A 15,578-nucleotide genomic window follows, 5' to 3' on the forward strand; every position below is an offset into this window, starting at 1 on the left:
CTGCTGATCCGGTGCGGCCGGGCATCCCATCCGGTCGCACCACCCGCGGGCACCCGACGCCCGCCTTCTCAACGACGAGATCCCCCGGAGTGCGCACACCATGAAAACGCAAGGCCTCGGCGCCTGGCTCCCCCGCCGCCGTCTCCGTAATCCCGACCGGGTCGCCGTGATGTTCGGCGAAAACCAGCACCTCACCTATGCGCAGCTCGCCGACGGCGCGGAGCGCGTCTCTGCGGTGCTTGCCGAGCGTGGCGTCGGCGCGGGCGACCGGGTCGCCTTCCTGGGTGAGAACAGCCCCGACTTCCTCCTGACGATGTTCGGCACCGTGCGACTCGGCGCCGTGTTCGTCCCCGTGAACACCCGGCTCGCAGGCCCCGAGATCGCACACGTCCTCCGCGACAGCGGGGCCGTGGTCCTCATCCACGACCCGGGGTTCGATGCCCGACTCGATGAAGCGGCAGCCGAAGGCGTGACGCCGACCCACGTCATCCGCACGGGGGTGTCGGGTCGCGACGGGGCACCCGGCCTCGCGCGCGCGATCGAAACCGTCACGACGATACCCGCGTCCGTCTCCTCCGACGGGGACGCCCCGGCGGCGATCGTCTACACGTCGGGTACCACCGGACGCGCCAAGGGGGCCGTCCTCACGCACGACAACCTGACCTCCGTCGCGCTGAACACGATCATCGACTACGACGTCATGTCGACGGATGTGGCGCTGATGATCTCGCCGCTGTTCCACGTCGCCTCGCTCGGCATGGGGGCGCTGCCGATCCTGCTGAAGGGGGGCACGCTCGTGCTCGAGAAGGGGTTCGAGGCAGGGCGGGCGCTCGATCTGATCCAGCGTCACCGCATCACGATGATCTCGGGCGTCCCCACGACGTATCAGCTCATGGCCGACCACCCCGCGTGGGCCGACTCGGACGTGACGAGCCTTCGCACCCTCACGTGCGGTGGTTCCGCGGTTCCCGAGCGGGTGCTGGTCGCGTGGGAGGAGCGCGGCCTGTCGTTCTCGCAGGGGTACGGGATGACCGAGACTTCGCCCGGTGCGACATCCCTCTCGCCCGACAAGACCCGACTCAAGCAGGGCAGCGTCGGACTCCCCCACTTCTTCACCGACATCCGCATCACGGGCGAGGACGGCAGCGTGCTGCCGGCCGGGACCACGGGTGAGATCGAGATCTCCGGACCGAACGTGTTCCTCGGCTACCACGGGCTCGCCGAGGCCACGGCGACGTCACGGACGGCGGACGGCTGGTTCCGCTCCGGCGATCTCGGGTACGTCGACGACGACGGTTACCTGTACATCTGCGGTCGGTCGAAGGACATGATCATCTCCGGCGGCGAGAACGTGTACCCCGCCGAGCTGGAGACACTGATCAGCGGCATCCCGGGCGTCACCGGCGCCGCCGTGATCGGGGTGCCGCACGAGAGGTGGGGCGAGGTCCCGATCGCGATCGTGACCGTCGCGGACGGCGCCGCCGTCGACACCGACGCCGTGCGCGCTCACCTGGAGGGCAGGCTCGCTCGATACAAGCTCCCCAAACGGGTCGAGATCGTCGCCGACCTCCCTCGCACCGCCTCGGGCAAGGTCATCAAGGACGAGGTTCGCGCGCGGCTGGGGTTGTAGAAGCCGGGCGCCGACCGGCGAGCATGAGAACGCCGCCGATCATGAGCAGGACGATCGCCGCCGCCGCTGATGCGATCAGGGCGGGTCGCGCTCCCCAGGCGGTCACGCTGACAGCTGCACCGATCAGCACGCCGATGCGGAGAAGGCTCTCGACCGCGGTATCGAGACCTTCGACCCGCCCCAGGAACTCATCGTCGACCGATGTCTGGAAAAGGGTCGTCACGGCGACGTTGTAGGGCGCATTCGCGAGAGCACTGAGGGCGACGCCGATGAGGAGCACTGCGACGTTCGTGGCGGCGCCCATGGTCACCTGTGCGGCGGCGAACACCGCCAGACACGCGACGAACACGAACGACATCTGAGATCGACGGATGACGAAGCCCACGGTCAGCGCCGCCACGATCGCAACGACCCCGTTCCACGACAGCACGAGCCCCAGCACTTCGGTGGGGAGCTTCAGATCGTCGGACACCAGGAAGATGAGTGCGTACGCGTTGGTCCCCGCCGTGATCGTCACCCCGTATGAGGCAACGAGCAGGCCGAGCGCGAACCTCTGACCCATGAGGTATCGCGCTGCCGGGTGGATGCCGCGCAGCGTCGCAGACAGTTCGACGACGCCGCGCCGCATGCCGTCGGCGAGCCGCGTCGGTGGCCGCCCCTCGGCATCCGCTCGCCTCGGCAGGATGCGCGCGAACAGCGCCGCCGTCACGAGGAACGAGACCCCGTCGACGGCGAACGAGGGCGCAGGACCCCACAGCGCGAAGGCCCCCGCGCCGAGCGCAGGCCCGATGCTCGCGAGGGCCCAGGTGACCGATTCGAGGATGCCGTTGGCCCTCGGCAGAAGATCCTGTCGGACGAGTCGGGGGACGAAGACGAACGCCGACGAGGCGAAGAAGACCCCCGCGATGGCCGCTGCGGAAACCAGGATGGTCGAGTGGAGACCAGGCCCACCGACCGCCGCCGCGACGGCCAGCCCGAAGCTGAGGAACCCGCGGATCGCGGTGGTCGCGACGAAGACGGTGCGCAACTCGAACCTGTCCGCGACCGCTCCCGCCACGGGGGCGAGGAAGACCGCGGGAAGCACGGAGGCGAGCATCAAGGCCAGCCGGGCGCCTTCGCGGTCCGCGGCGCGCTCGAAGTACCAGAGATCGAGCGCGAGCACCCGGAACGAGTCGCCGATGTCCGACAACGCGACCGCCATCACGAACCCGAAGAACGTCAACGGCAGGCCGAAGGGGCCGACGCGCGTGCGGAAGGTGGTCACGATGACCCCACCGTACGAGGTCTGCTCACTCGCGCGCACGGATCCAACCCGATCTCAACCGGACTCCGAACGAATGACGTCGAGGCGCTCATCGCGGCTGGGCGCCGCCCACGGTAGACGTGGAGCTCACTGAGGGGATGAGCGAGCGCCGAGCGTCGCCGACACGCAACTCGTCGAGAGGGGTGTCGGTATCCCGGTAGAGCTGCGCACGCAACGGGCAGCGTGCGCAGCCAACCGGTGTCGAGGCTGATCCTCGGTGGTCGCACCGCGCTTGTAGTGTCAGGGTGAACGCCCACGCGTGGGGCCGCGAGACATTCAGGGGGTACTGAGGATGACCGTCAAGGAACAAGACGCTGCAGCCCGGACTCCGTTCGCCTTCATCGACGTAACGGTGCACACGTTCACGACCTGGGGCCTGTTCTCCGCCGCCGCGGTCATCTACTGGGGTGTCGAGCTGAGCAGTCAGTCCGGCCCGCCCAGCCTGACGGTTTTCATCTCCAGCCTCACGCTCGTCACGTCCCTCGCCCTCGTGTGGGTCGGTTCACCACTGGCCTGGCTGCTCGGCCGGATCCTGCAGAACGTCTCCCGAAAATGGACCCATCTCGCTGCGTTCTGGGCGCTGGGGACAGCGGCATCCGTCCCCATTCTGTGGCTGGGCTCGGCTTTCACTCCGTACGAGAACACCTCGCAGGCGGTCTTCTGGATTCTCGGTGCCGCAGTGCTGAGCGGCCTGTGCTCCGCTGCCGGTCGCGCCATCGCGTTCGCCGCGCGCCGTCGTCGCGAGAAGCGCGCGCTGATCCCCGAGCCCGAAGACGTCCTGTGGGACGACGCCACGAGGGTGCGATGATCACCGAGACCCCCACGGAGCACTGCTGGTGTGCCCCGGTCGCCCGGCGCTAACGACGAAGACCCCCGGCATCCGCTCTCAGAGCAGGGCCGGGGGTCTCACGTTGTGTCAGCAGCTCACCCGCTGACCGTGAGACTCAGAAGTCCCAGTCGTCGTCCTCGGTGGCGACGGCCTTGCCGATGACGTACGAGGAGCCCGACCCGCTGAAGAAGTCGTGGTTCTCGTCCGCGTTGGGCGACAGGGCCGACAGGATCGCCGGGTTCACGTTGGTGACGGTCGCGGGGAACATGGCCTCGTAGCCCAGGTTCATGAGCGCCTTGTTCGCGTTGTAGTGCAGGAACTTCTTGACGTCCTCGGTCTGGCCGATGCCGTCGTAGAGGTCCTGCGTGTAGTGCACCTCGTTGTCGTAGAGCTCGTAGAGCAACGAGAACGTGTAGTCCTTGAGCTCGTCGCGCTCGGCCTGGCTGAGCGTCTCGAGTCCGCGCTGGAACTTGTAGCCGATGTAGTAGCCGTGCACGGCCTCGTCGCGGATGATGAGGCGGATGATGTCGGCCGTGTTCGTCAGCTTCGCCTTCGACGACCAGTACAGCGGCAGGTAGAAGCCCGAGTAGAACAGGAACGACTCGAGCAGCGTCGAGGCGATCTTGCGCTTAAGGGGCTCGTCACCGCGGTAGTAGTCCATGACGATGCGGGCCTTCTTCTGAAGGTTCTCGTTCTCGGTGGACCAGCGGAACGCGTCGTCGATCTCGGGCGTCGAGGCGAGCGTCGAGAAGATCGACGAGTAGCTCTTCGCGTGCACCGACTCCATGAACGCGATGTTCGTGTAGACGGCCTCCTCGTGCGGGGTGATCGCGTCGGGGATGAGCGAGACGGCGCCGACGGTGCCCTGGATGGTGTCCAGGAGCGTCAGGCCGGTGAACACGCGCATCGTCGTCTGGCGCTCTTCGGGGGTGAGCGTCGCCCACGACTGGATGTCGTTGGACAGCGGCACCTTCTCGGGCAGCCAGAAGTTGTTGACGAGGCGGTTCCACACCTCGAGGTCCTTGTCGTCCTGGATGCGGTTCCAGTTGATGGCCTGGACCGAGCCGAGGAGCTTCAGGGGTTCGGGAGTCATGTCTTTTCCTCTATCGAATCTCGGACCGGGTCAGAGCATGCACGAGACGCACTCGGCCATGTCGGTGCCCTCGAGCGCCATCTGACGGAGGCGAATGTAGTAGATCGTCTTGATGCCCTTGCGCCAGGCGTAGATCTGCGCCCGGTTGATGTCGCGCGTGGTGGCGGTGTCCTTGAAGAACAGCGTCAGCGACAGGCCCTGGTCGACGTGCTGGGTGGCAGCGGCGTACGTGTCGATGACCTTCTCGTAGCCGATCTCGTACGCGTCTTCGTAGTACTCGAGGTTCTCGTTCGTCATGAACGGAGCCGGGTAGTAGACGCGGCCGATCTTGCCTTCCTTGCGGATCTCGATCTTCGACGCGATCGGGTGGATCGAGCTCGTCGAGTTGTTGATGTACGAGATCGAGCCGGTCGGCGGGACCGCCTGCAGGTTCTGGTTGTAGATGCCGAACTGCTGGATGGATGCCTTCAGCTCGAGCCAGTCCTGCTGCGTCGGAACGTGGATGCCCTCGAAGAGCTCCTCGACGCGGGCCGTCGCCGGCTTCCACTCCTGCTCGGTGTACTTGTCGAAGAACTCGCCGCTGGCGTACGTCGAGTCCCAGAACCCGTCGAAGACCTGACCGCGCTCGATGGCGATCTTGTTCGAGGCCTGCAGCGCGTGGAACAGCACGGTGTAGAAGTAGATGTTCGTGAAGTCGACACCCTCCTCCGAGCCGTAGTGGACGTGCTCGCGGGCGAGGTAGCCGTGCAGGTTCATCTGACCGAGGCCGATGGCGTGCGACTTGTCGTTGCCGTCCTCGATGGAGCGGACCGACCGGATGTGGCTCTGGTCGCTGACCGCGCTGAGCGCACGGATGCTGGTCTCCACCGTGCCGGCGAGGTCGCGGCCGTCCATCGCCAGGGCGATGTTCATCGAACCCAGGTTGCAGGAGATGTCCTTGCCGATCTGGTCGTACGAGAGGTCCTCGTTGAACGTCGTCGGCGTGTTGACCTGCAGGATCTCCGAGCAGAGGTTGGACATGTTGATCCGACCCTTGATCGGGTTGGCCTTGTTCACCGTGTCCTCGAACATGATGTACGGGTAGCCCGACTCGAACTGGATCTCGGCGAGGGTCTGGAAGAACTCGCGCGCCTTGATCTTCGTCTTCTTGATGCGCGCGTCGTCGACCATCTCGCGGTACTTGTCGGTGACGGAGATGTCGCCGAACGGCACGCCGTAGACCTTCTCGACGTCGTACGGCGAGAACAGGTACATGTCCTCGTCGTTCTTGGCGAGCTCGAAGGTGATGTCGGGAACGACGACGCCGAGCGAGAGGGTCTTGATGCGGATCTTCTCGTCCGCGTTCTCACGCTTGGTGTCGAGGAACTTCATGATGTCGGGGTGGTGCGCCGACAGGTACACGGCTCCGGCGCCCTGACGCGCACCGAGCTGGTTGGCGTAGCTGAAGCTGTCTTCGAGGAGCTTCATGACGGGGATGATGCCCGACGACTGGTTCTCGATCTGCTTGATCGGTGCACCCGCCTCGCGGATGTTCGACAGGAGCAGGGCGACACCGCCGCCGCGCTTGGAGAGCTGGAGGGCGGAGTTGATGCCGCGGGCGATCGACTCCATGTTGTCCTCGATGCGGAGGAGGAAGCAGGAGACGAGCTCGCCGCGCTGCGCCTTGCCGGCGTTGAGGAACGTGGGGGTGGCGGGCTGGAAGCGGCCCGAGAGGATCTCGTCGACGAGCTTGTTCGCGAGGTCCTCGTCGCCGGCGGCGAGCGCGAGAGCGGTCATGACGACGCGGTCCTCGAACCGCTCGAGGTAGCGCTTGCCGTCGAAGGTCTTGAGCGTGTAGCTCGTGTAGTACTTGAACGCGCCGAGGAACGTGTCGAAGCGGAACTTCGCCGCGTACGCGCGGTCGTGGATCTGCTGGATGAACTCGAACGGGTACGCGTCGATGACGGCGCCCTCGTAGTACTCCTTCTCGACCAGGTAGTCGAGCTTCTCCTTCAGCGAGTGGAAGAAGACGGTGTTCTGGTTCACGTGCTGCAGGAAGTACTCCCGTGCGGCGCGCTTGTCGGCGTCGAACTGGATCTTCCCGTCCTCGCCGTACAGGTTCAGCATCGCGTTGAGTGCGTGGTAATCCATGCCCTCGAAGCGAACCTCCGTCTTGAAGGCCTTGTCGGTCACTGCAGCTTCCACCAGTCTTCCAATCCGCCGCTCACGCGGTCGACGTCCTCAGGCGTGCCGAAAACTTCTAGCCGATACAAGTGCGGCACACGACACTTGCGGCTGATGATCTCTCCGGCGAGGCAGAACGACTCGCCGAAATTGCTGTTTCCCGCGGAGATGACTCCGCGGATCAGGCTCCGATTGCCCTCATCGTTGAGGAAGCGGACGACCTGCTTGGGTACCGCGCCCTTTTCTTCTCCTCGACCCTGGCCTCCCCCATAGGTGGGGGTGACCAGGACGTACGGCTCATCGATGTGAAGAATGCCGTCGGAGGAGTGGATCGGGATGCGGCGAGCCGGCATCCCGAGCTTCTCGATGAACCGCGCGGTGTTACCCGACACGCTCGAGAAGTAGACGAGCAGCGGCACGTTCGTCATGACGGCCGCGCTCATCGGTCAGACCAGACGAGACGCGAGCTCGTCGATCTTGTCGGGGCGGAAGCCCGACCAGTGGTCCTCGTCGGTGACGACGACCGGCGCCTGGAGGTAGCCGAGCGACTTGACGTGCTCGAGCGCCGCCGGGTCCTCGGAGAGGTCGAGGATCTCGTAGTCGATGCCCTTGGAGTCCAGCGCGCGGTACGTCGCGTTGCACTGAACGCAGGACGGCTTCGTGTACACGGTGATCGCCATCTGTGACTCTCTCTCGTCTGTGTGGACCCGTCGGTGCGGGGTCCGTCTGGTGGGGGAAATCTGTCTGCAGGATGCGGGCGTGATCCGCCCGTTCGCCTGGTTCCGACGGGTTGGGGCCTGCCGGGAGCTCAATACTACATATGGGTACGGACACCAGGAAGCACCACAAGGGCTAGTAGTTACATCCGTGTAGTTTTTCCGCATCCCTCCACAGATACAACACAGGTTGTCCACCGATTCATCCCCAGTTTCGGAACTCGGCAACCGGATCGAAAAGGCCAGGATTCCGGCCGAAACCGCTCGCGCCTCGGCAGGTTGTCCACAGGCAGGACGTTACGGGTGACTTCCGACATCGCATCCGTGCCGAAACCACCGTCCGGGCGTGTCGTCGGCGTGTCGCGGCGCGGCTCCGACACGACATCTGGAACGTCGGTCCCCGGCAGTACGGTGGAGGGGTGGCGGGATACTCGGAGCTCCTGCGCGCACCCGGGGTCGCGCGCATCATCGCGGCACAGTTGACGGCACGATTCCCCAGCGGGATGACGAGCCTCGCCGTCCTCCTCCACGTCGAGCAGTCCACCGGGTCCTACGGCTACGCGGGCATCGTCCTCGCCGCCGTCTCCATCGGGCAGGCGATCTCCGGCCCGGTCACGAGTCGCTGGATGGGCGTGTGGGGAATGCGCCGCGTCCTCACGCTCACCGCCGCCGTCTGCGCCGCCGCCGTCCTCGCCCTGGCGATCAACCCGTTCGGGATGGTCGGTTTCATCGTTTTCGGCTTCATCGCCGGTATCGCGAACCCTCCGGTGCAGCCGGCCGTCCGCACGATCTACCCGAAGATCGTGACCTCGCGGCAGCTGACTCCCCTCTTCTCCCTCGACGCGAGCCTGCAGGAGATCATCTGGATCTTCGCTCCCGTGCTCATCACGCTCGTCGCGACGCAGGTGGGCACCGTCCCCGCGCTCTACCTGATCGTCGTCATCCTCATCGGCGGATGCACCTGGTTCATCGCCTCCCCCGAGGTCGGACGCGTCCGCATCCCCCGCAGCCGCCGCGGATTCGGACGAGTTCTCGGCAAGCCCGTGGTCCTGCTGTCGACGGTCACCGGCTTCCTCCTCATCGGTGCGTGCGCCGCCGTCGAGGCGGGCGTCGTGGCGACCTTCGGGCACGAGGGTCTCCAGGCCGGCATCGTGCTGGCCGTCTTCGCCGTCGGCAGCCTCGCCGGCGGACTCGGCTTCGGACACATCCCGATCGGGCGCTGGGCGATGGCGCGGCGGCTCACGATCGTCGCGGTCGGCGTGACCCTCGTCATCATCAGCCTGAACGCCTGGTGGATGGGCGCATCCCTCTTCGTCGCGGGGCTCGGCATCGCGCCCGCCCTCGCGGTGATGTTCGCCATCACGAGCGCGAGCGTGCGATTCAGCGAGACGGCCGAGGCCTACGGCTGGATCGGCACCGGCCAGCTGATCGGCGCCGCCGCGGGTTCCGCGGTCGCGGGCTTCTTGATCGACGGCGTCGGCTCGGTCGGGGCCTTCATCGCGGCGTCCGGGTTCGCCGTGGCCGGCGCGGTCGTGGCCGTCGTGTGGGTCCGCGGGTTCCCCGATCTGCGCGGCCGGGACGCGAGCCCCATCCCCGACACCGAGCCGGTCCCGCTCATCACCTGAGCGAGGCGGCGTGTCTCACGCCGCGCGACGCAGCAAGAAGAGAACTGCCTGCGCATAGGCGTCCGCGGGCTGCGGGTGCCGGAAGACGTGGGATGCGGCATCCACCTCGATCTCCACCTCGTGGATGTCGGGGAGGCGACGAAGCGCGCGGAACGTGCCGCGGAGCATCTCGCGCAGCTGCGCCTCGGAGGGCAGCCACAGCGCGTCCTCGAGCGCGACGGAATCGAGCGCCCACTCGGTCGTGCCGTTGAAAGCGAGCAGATCGCCGGTGGGGTAGCTGCGCGCTTCCACCGTCATGTCGCTGACGGTGTAGACGTCGGCCTCGAACTCGGGTTCGTCGAGTTGAAAGCGGTCGCCGGAACGAGGACGCCAGATCAGGCCGCTCGCGCGCAGCTCGCGTGCCAGGTCGGTGGAGATCATCCCCCCATCCTGGCCCGGCTCGAGAGGGTGGGGCGCGTCCTAGGCTGGGAGCATGCCCTCACCGGTCACGCTCCCGCGCCTGAGCTGGGGCGATCCCCACGCCGAGCGCCACGCTCTCCTCGTCCATGGACTCGGATCGAATGCCGCCCTCATGTGGCGGTACGCCGTGGCTCTGGCCGACGCCGGATGGCGCGTCGACGCGGTCGACCTGCGCGGTCACGGCACCGCCCCGCGTGCCCTCGACTACACGATCGACGCCTACGCGGAGGACCTCCGGCACACCGGGCCCGCCGGCGACGGGCCGTGGGATCTCGTCCTCGGCCACTCTCTCGGCGGCGCGGCGGCCACGGCGGCGAGCGCGACGACCCCCGCCTGGACCCGCCACCTCGTCCTCATCGACCCGGCCATCCACCTCGCCGACGCCGACCGCGAGATCGTCCGGGCGAGTCAGCAACAGGCTTTCGCCGACACGTCCGCGGCCGCGGTCCGCGCCGCGCACCCCGACTGGCACGACCTCGACGTCGAGCTGAAGGCCGTCGCCGCCGCGCAGGCGAGCCGGTACGCGGTGGAGCAGACGAGCGAGCAGAACGCAGCGTGGGACGTGCGGGATGCGGCATCCCGCCTCACCGTGCCCACCCACGTCATCGGCGGCGATCCTGCGGTGTACTCGATCTTCACGGGTGCTCTCGCTGCGGAGGTGCTGCAGAACCCGGTCGTCACGATGTCGATCGTCCCCGGCACGGGGCACTCGCCGCATCGGGATGCTCCGGATGCCGCCGCGCACGCGCTCCTCGACGCGGTCGACGCGTGGGGACGCCGACCGTGAGCTTCGACCCCGCCGCGTACCTGCCGGACGACCTCCTCGCGCGCATCCGGTCGCGGGCCGCCGCGGTGGACGCCGAGAACGTCTTCCCCGACGAGGATCTCGCCGAGCTCCGCACTGCGGGCTACCTCGCGATCCTCGTCCCCGCTGAGCACGGCGGGGCGGGGCTGGGGCTCCGCGAGGCATCCATCCTGCAGCAGCGCCTCGCGGGCGCCGCTCCCGCGACAGCCCTCGCGATCAACATGCACCTCGTCTGGACGGGCGTCGCGAAGGTCATGTCGGACCGCGGCGACGACGCGCTCCGGTTCCTGCAGGAGGGCGCCGCACGCGGCGAGGTGTTCGCGTTCGGGATCAGCGAGGCGGGGAACGACCTCGTCCTCTTCGGGAGCGACACGGATGCCGCGCCTCGCCCCGACGGCTCGTACGCCTTCACGGGCACCAAGATCTTCACCTCGCTCGCGCCGGTGTGGACGCATCTGGGCCTCCACGGCCTCGACACCTCGAACCCCGAGGATCCTCGCCTCGTGTTCGCCTTCGTTCCGCGCAGCGACGCGATCGTCACGCGCGACGACTGGGACACGATCGGGATGCGGGGCACCCAGTCGCGGACGACCGAGCTCCACGGCGCGGTCGCGCCGGCGGATCGGATCGTGCGGAAGCTCCCCGTCGGGCCGAGTCCCGACCCGCTCGACTTCGGGATCTTCAGCGTCTTCGAGATCCTGCTGGCCTCCGTCTACACCGGGATCGCCCGGCGCGCACTCGACCTCGCCGTCGGCACGGCGCGGTCGCGTACCTCGAAGAAGACGGGGCGGACGTACAGCCAGGACCCCGACATCCGGTGGCGCGTGGCCGACATGGCGCTCGCGTACGACGCCCTCCCGGTGCAGGTCGAGACCCTCGCGGCGGACGTCGACGCCCTCGTCGATCACGGTGCGATGTGGTTCCCGAAGCTGTCCGCGATCAAGCACCGCGCTGTCGTTGCGGCGAAGCATGTCGTCGATGAGGCGATGCTCGTCGCCGGCGGCTCCTCCTTCTTCACGAGGAACGAGCTGAGCCGGCTGTACCGCGACGTGCTCGCCGGGATGTTCCACCCCTCCGACCCCGAGTCGGTGCACAGCGCCCTCGCCAACGCGTGGTTGGGCCCGGTCGAGCCGTGAGCCGCCGCGGCCTCTGAGGAGCACCGTGGCAGGATGGCCGAATGGCCCGCATCCCGTACGGCTCGCTGAGCACCGCTGATCAGCAGCGGTACCGCGGGCTCCGCACCATGAAGGCGGTCGCCCTCGGCGCCCTGATCTTCATGGCGATCATCTTCGTCATCGCGTTCATCCTCGAGAAGGACATCTCCGGCTGGGGGTACGTCCGCGCGGCAGCCGAAGGCGGCATGGTCGGTGCGCTCGCGGACTGGTTCGCCGTGACGGCGCTGTTCCGTCATCCCCTCGGCATCCCGATCCCGCACACCGCGATCATCCCGAAGCGCAAGGACGAGATCGGCCGCACCCTCGGCGAATTCGTCGAGACCAACTTCCTCGAGGGCGGCGTCGTCCGCCAGAAACTCGAGTCGACGAACATCGCGCGGACCGCGGGTGCGTGGCTGCAGGACCCCGCTCATGCGAAGACGGTCGCCGCCGAGGCCTCGACGATGGCCTCCGGCATCCTCACCGCCCTCAGCGACGACGAGGTGCAGGACCTCATCAGCGACCTGGCCCACGAGCACCTGCTGAGCCCGTCGTGGGGACCTTCGCTCGGCACCTGGCTGTCGCGGGTGGTGGATGCCGACGCCCACCGCGGCGCGGTCGACTTAGGCGTCGACAGCATCGCCCGGTGGCTCGACGCGAACCGCGAAGCCTTCGACGGGCTCGTGTCACGCCGACTGCCGTCCTGGGTGCCGTCGGTCGCGATGCGCCTCGTGGACGACACGGTCTACCACGAGGCGACGAAGTTCGTCGCCGCGGTGCAGGCCGACCCTGATCACCCCGCGCGGAAGGCTCTCGACCAGTACCTCGAGCGCCTCGCCGAGAACCTGCAGCACGACCCCGAGACGATCGGACGCCTCGAGGGCGCGAAGAGCGCCGTCTTCGACAGCCCGCGCGTCCGCACCCTCGCCGCCGATGCCTGGAACACCGCGAAGACCGGCCTGCTGCGCTCACTCGCCGACGAGGACAGCGCGCTCCGCCGCCGCGTCACCGCCGCGCTCGGTGACCTCGGAGATCGGCTGGCGACCGACACGGCGCTGCAGCAGCGGGTCGACAAGCGCATCGCGGATGCCGCCGTGTTCCTCGTCGATCGGTACCGCCATGACATCGCGTCGATCATCACCGACACGGTCGAACGCTGGGATGCCGATGAGACGAGCCAGAAGATCGAGCTCCAGGTCGGCCGCGACCTGCAGTACATCCGCCTGAACGGCACGATCGTCGGCGCTCTCGCCGGGCTCGTGATCTTCACCGTCGCGCACCTCCTCCTCCCCTGACATGGCGCTCTCGTCGGACCCACTGTGGCCTCGCGCCGGAGACTGGCCTGCGCCCGACGGGCGAGTGGATGCCGCCCTCCTCGGCCTGCCTGCGTTCCGCACCTCGCTGTCGCCGACGGGCGCGCACGCGACACCGGCCGCCGTCCGCGAAGCGCTCCGCCGCTTCAGCCCCACGCTGCTCGGGCCTCCCCCCATCGATCTGAACGAGGCCCTTCGCATCGCGGACGCGGGTGAGGTCGACGACCCCGATGGGCCCGAGGGCGAGACCCGCGTGCGCGACCGGGTGGGCGAGCTCCGCGCCCAGTCGGACCTCGTGATCGCGCTCGGGGGCGACAACTCCGTGACCTACGCGACCGCGCAGGGCGCCGGCGTCTCGGGCCTCATCACCCTCGACGCGCACTTCGACCTCCGCGACGGGGTCTCCAACGGCTCCCCCGTCCGCCGACTCGTCGAGGACGGACTCGACCCACGGCGCATCGTGCAGATCGGCATCGCGGACTTCGCGAACTCGGTCGCCTATGCGCAGCGTGCCGCGGACCTCGGCATCACCGTCATCACGCTCGACGACGTCCGACGCCGCGGCGCCGAGGACGTCATGATCCAGGCTCTCGCCATCGCGGGATCGGCCGGCGCCGTGCACCTGGACATCGATGTGGACGTCTGCGACCGCTCCGTCGCGCCGGGATGCCCGGCATCCGTCCCCGGGGGACTGGAAGCGTGGGAGTTGCGCGCCCTCGTCCGCGCGGCCACCGGCGACCGGCGCATCGTCAGCGCCGACATCGTCGAGGTCGATGCGACAGCGGATGCCGCTGACGGCCGCACCGTCAGACTCGCCGCGCTCTGCGTCCTGGAACTCCTCGCCGGAAGGGCACTCGCATGATCACTCTCATCCTCGTCCGTCACGCCAAGAGCGACTGGGCCACCGGCCAGGACGATCACGAACGTCCCTTGAACGACCGCGGCCGCCGGGACGCCCCGGTCATGGCGCGGCGTCTCGCGGCGACCGGCGTGCGGCCCGCCCGCATCCTGTCGTCCACCGCGGTGCGCGCACGGACGACGGCGCAGGTGTTCGCGGAGTCCCTGGGCGTCACGGTCGATACCGACGAGGGCCTCTACGGCGCCGCCGGCTCGCGCCTGCTCGACGCCGCCGCCGCGAGCGGCGCGACCGACATCATGGTCGTCGCGCACGATCCCGGGATGACCGTGCTGGCCGAACGGCTCTCGGACGGCGGCATCGGTGCGATGCCGACGTGCGCGGTCGCGACGTTCTTCTGGGACACGGACGACTGGGACGTCGCCACCGCCGTGCCGCCCGCCCGCTGGAACATCGACACCCCGCGAGCGGTCAGCGCGGCCTGAGGACCTCACCGCCGCGATAGACGCGGTTCACGAGCGGCACACCGGGTCGGTAGGCCAGGTGTCGGCGGCTCGGCGCATCGAGCACGACGAGGTCGGCGCGCGCGCCGACGCCCAGGTGTCCGACCTCGTCACGGCGGAGCGCGCGGGCTCCCCCGGCCGTCGCCGCCCAGACGGCCTCGCCGACCGTCATCCCCATCTCGCGCACCGCGAGGGCGATCATGAGCGGCATCGAACTCGTGAAGCACGAACCCGGATTGCAGTCGCTCGCGAGCGCCACCGTGACCCCGGCGTCGATGAGCCGCCGCGCATCGGGGTACGGCTGCCGCGTCGAGAACTCCACCCCCGGGAGCAGGGTCGCGACCGTCGTCGACCCAGCGAGGGCCGCGATGTCGGCATCCGTCAAGTGGGTGCAATGGTCGACGGATGCCGCGCCCAGCCGCACCGCGAGCTGCACGCCCGGTCCCTCGCCGAGCTGGTTGCCGTGCACCCGGACGCCGAGGCCCGCGTCCGCGCCTGCCCGGAGGATGCGCTCGCTCTCGGCCTCGGTGAACGCTCCGCGCTCGCAGAACACGTCGACCCAGCGGACGTGCGGGCGGGTGGCCGCCAGCATCCCGGTGCAGACGAGGTCGACGTACGCGTCGCGTTCCGCACCCTCGGGAACGACATGCGCCCCGAGGTACGTGACCTCGTCGGTGACCTCCGCAGCCAGCCGCGCGAGGCGTTCCTCCCCTGCCGTCGTGAGGTCGTAGCCCGTCTTCACCTCGAACGTCGTCGTGCCCTGCGCGTGCAGTTCGGCGACGAGAGCGGCGAGCCGCGTCCGCAGCTCGTCATCGGTGGCCGCGCGCGTGGCCGCGACGGTCCGGCGGATGCCGCCCGCGGCATACGGAACCCCCGTCATCCGCGCCTCGAATTCATCGGCGCGGTCGCCGGCGAAGACGAGGTGGGTGTGGCTGTCCACGAACCCCGGGATCACGGCCCGACCGGCGAGGTCGACGACATCCTCGGCGTCGGGCGCGTCGGGCGCGGGCCCCCACCACGCGACGCGTCCACCCTCGATCAGCAGCGCGGCGTTCGCGATGGTCGCGGTCGGGTCCGCGGCATCCGCGTTCGTCGTGAGCTCGGCGATGCCGGTGAGGAGGGTCGCCAC

At 68.5% G+C, this 15,578-nt stretch carries 15 protein-coding genes; 8 read left to right on the forward strand and 7 right to left on the reverse strand.

The features are described from left to right. Positions 1 to 100 precede the first annotated feature (100 nt). Positions 101 to 1,630: a long-chain fatty acid--CoA ligase gene (locus ABQ271_RS09575; protein ID WP_349308544.1), complete on the forward strand. Its 1,530-nt coding sequence runs from the start codon at positions 101 to 103 to the stop codon at positions 1,628 to 1,630. Here ABQ271_RS09575 and ABQ271_RS09580 read toward each other — a convergent pair. Further along, a complete protein-coding gene (locus ABQ271_RS09580) occupies positions 1,596 to 2,894 on the reverse strand; it encodes an MFS transporter (RefSeq protein ID WP_349308545.1) in 1,299 nt (432 codons plus the stop codon). The genes ABQ271_RS09575 and ABQ271_RS09580 overlap by 35 nt on opposite strands. Before the next feature lie 331 nt (positions 2,895 to 3,225). Here ABQ271_RS09580 and ABQ271_RS09585 point away from each other — a divergent pair, with 331 nt between their 5' ends. Then, on the forward strand, positions 3,226 to 3,741 hold the full coding sequence (locus tag ABQ271_RS09585; RefSeq protein ID WP_349308546.1) for a hypothetical protein: 516 nt from the start codon (positions 3,226 to 3,228) through the stop codon (positions 3,739 to 3,741). A 136-nt stretch (positions 3,742 to 3,877) separates the two neighbouring features. Here the strand turns inward: ABQ271_RS09585 and nrdF are convergent, their stop codons facing one another. From nrdF to ABQ271_RS09605, 4 genes are read right to left on the reverse strand one after another with little or no spacing between them, the layout of a single operon-like run. After that, positions 3,878 to 4,855 (reverse strand): class 1b ribonucleoside-diphosphate reductase subunit beta, encoded by a 978-nt coding sequence (nrdF, locus tag ABQ271_RS09590; RefSeq protein ID WP_060915403.1) that lies wholly within the window; start codon positions 4,853 to 4,855, stop codon positions 3,878 to 3,880. 30 nt (positions 4,856 to 4,885) lie between these two features. Next, positions 4,886 to 6,985, reverse strand: coding sequence for a class 1b ribonucleoside-diphosphate reductase subunit alpha (gene nrdE / locus ABQ271_RS09595; protein ID WP_336126391.1), 2,100 nt, complete (start codon positions 6,983 to 6,985; stop codon positions 4,886 to 4,888). A 38-nt stretch (positions 6,986 to 7,023) separates the two neighbouring features. Further along, positions 7,024 to 7,461: a class Ib ribonucleoside-diphosphate reductase assembly flavoprotein NrdI gene (gene nrdI, locus ABQ271_RS09600; RefSeq protein WP_349308547.1), complete on the reverse strand. Its 438-nt coding sequence runs from the start codon at positions 7,459 to 7,461 to the stop codon at positions 7,024 to 7,026. 3 nt (positions 7,462 to 7,464) lie between these two features. Continuing rightward, positions 7,465 to 7,698 carry a redoxin NrdH gene (locus tag ABQ271_RS09605; protein WP_036312128.1) on the reverse strand — a complete coding sequence of 78 codons (234 nt, stop codon included), beginning with the start codon at positions 7,696 to 7,698 and terminating at the stop codon, positions 7,465 to 7,467. A gap of 455 nt (positions 7,699 to 8,153) precedes the next feature. Between ABQ271_RS09605 and ABQ271_RS09610 the strand changes: the two genes are divergently transcribed. Next, positions 8,154 to 9,359: an MFS transporter gene (locus ABQ271_RS09610; protein ID WP_349308548.1), complete on the forward strand. Its 1,206-nt coding sequence runs from the start codon at positions 8,154 to 8,156 to the stop codon at positions 9,357 to 9,359. Positions 9,360 to 9,374: 15 nt separating this feature from the next. Here ABQ271_RS09610 and ABQ271_RS09615 read toward each other — a convergent pair whose 3' ends face one another. Next, a complete protein-coding gene (locus ABQ271_RS09615; RefSeq protein WP_349308549.1) occupies positions 9,375 to 9,779 on the reverse strand; it encodes a pilus assembly protein CpaE in 405 nt (134 codons plus the stop codon). 52 nt (positions 9,780 to 9,831) lie between these two features. Between ABQ271_RS09615 and ABQ271_RS09620 the strand changes: the two genes are divergently transcribed. The 5 genes from ABQ271_RS09620 to ABQ271_RS09640 are packed head-to-tail and all read left to right on the forward strand — an operon-like array spanning position 9,832 to position 14,431. Next, positions 9,832 to 10,605: an alpha/beta hydrolase gene (locus tag ABQ271_RS09620; protein ID WP_349308550.1), complete on the forward strand. Its 774-nt coding sequence runs from the start codon at positions 9,832 to 9,834 to the stop codon at positions 10,603 to 10,605. Continuing rightward, the gene (locus ABQ271_RS09625; protein WP_349308551.1) at positions 10,587 to 11,759 is read left to right on the forward strand and encodes an acyl-CoA dehydrogenase family protein; all 1,173 of its coding nucleotides are present in this window, start codon (positions 10,587 to 10,589) and stop codon (positions 11,757 to 11,759) included. Before ABQ271_RS09620 ends, ABQ271_RS09625 begins: the two co-directional genes overlap by 19 nt. Positions 11,760 to 11,800: 41 nt before the next feature. Further along, positions 11,801 to 13,072: a DUF445 domain-containing protein gene (locus ABQ271_RS09630; protein ID WP_349308552.1), complete on the forward strand. Its 1,272-nt coding sequence runs from the start codon at positions 11,801 to 11,803 to the stop codon at positions 13,070 to 13,072. 1 nt (position 13,073) lies between these two features. Next, on the forward strand, positions 13,074 to 13,952 hold the full coding sequence (locus tag ABQ271_RS09635) for an arginase family protein (RefSeq protein WP_349308553.1): 879 nt from the start codon (positions 13,074 to 13,076) through the stop codon (positions 13,950 to 13,952). After that, positions 13,949 to 14,431 carry a histidine phosphatase family protein gene (locus tag ABQ271_RS09640; protein ID WP_349308554.1) on the forward strand — a complete coding sequence of 161 codons (483 nt, stop codon included), beginning with the start codon at positions 13,949 to 13,951 and terminating at the stop codon, positions 14,429 to 14,431. Before ABQ271_RS09635 ends, ABQ271_RS09640 begins: the two co-directional genes overlap by 4 nt. Here ABQ271_RS09640 and hutI read toward each other — a convergent pair. Then, a complete protein-coding gene (hutI, locus tag ABQ271_RS09645; protein WP_349308555.1) occupies positions 14,418 to 15,578 on the reverse strand; it encodes an imidazolonepropionase in 1,161 nt (386 codons plus the stop codon). The two genes, ABQ271_RS09640 and hutI, sit on opposite strands and share 14 nt — an antisense overlap.

It is taken from the genome of Microbacterium sp. MM2322, assembly GCF_964186585.1.
In the GTDB taxonomy this organism is placed as follows: Bacteria; Actinomycetota; Actinomycetes; order Actinomycetales; family Microbacteriaceae; genus Microbacterium.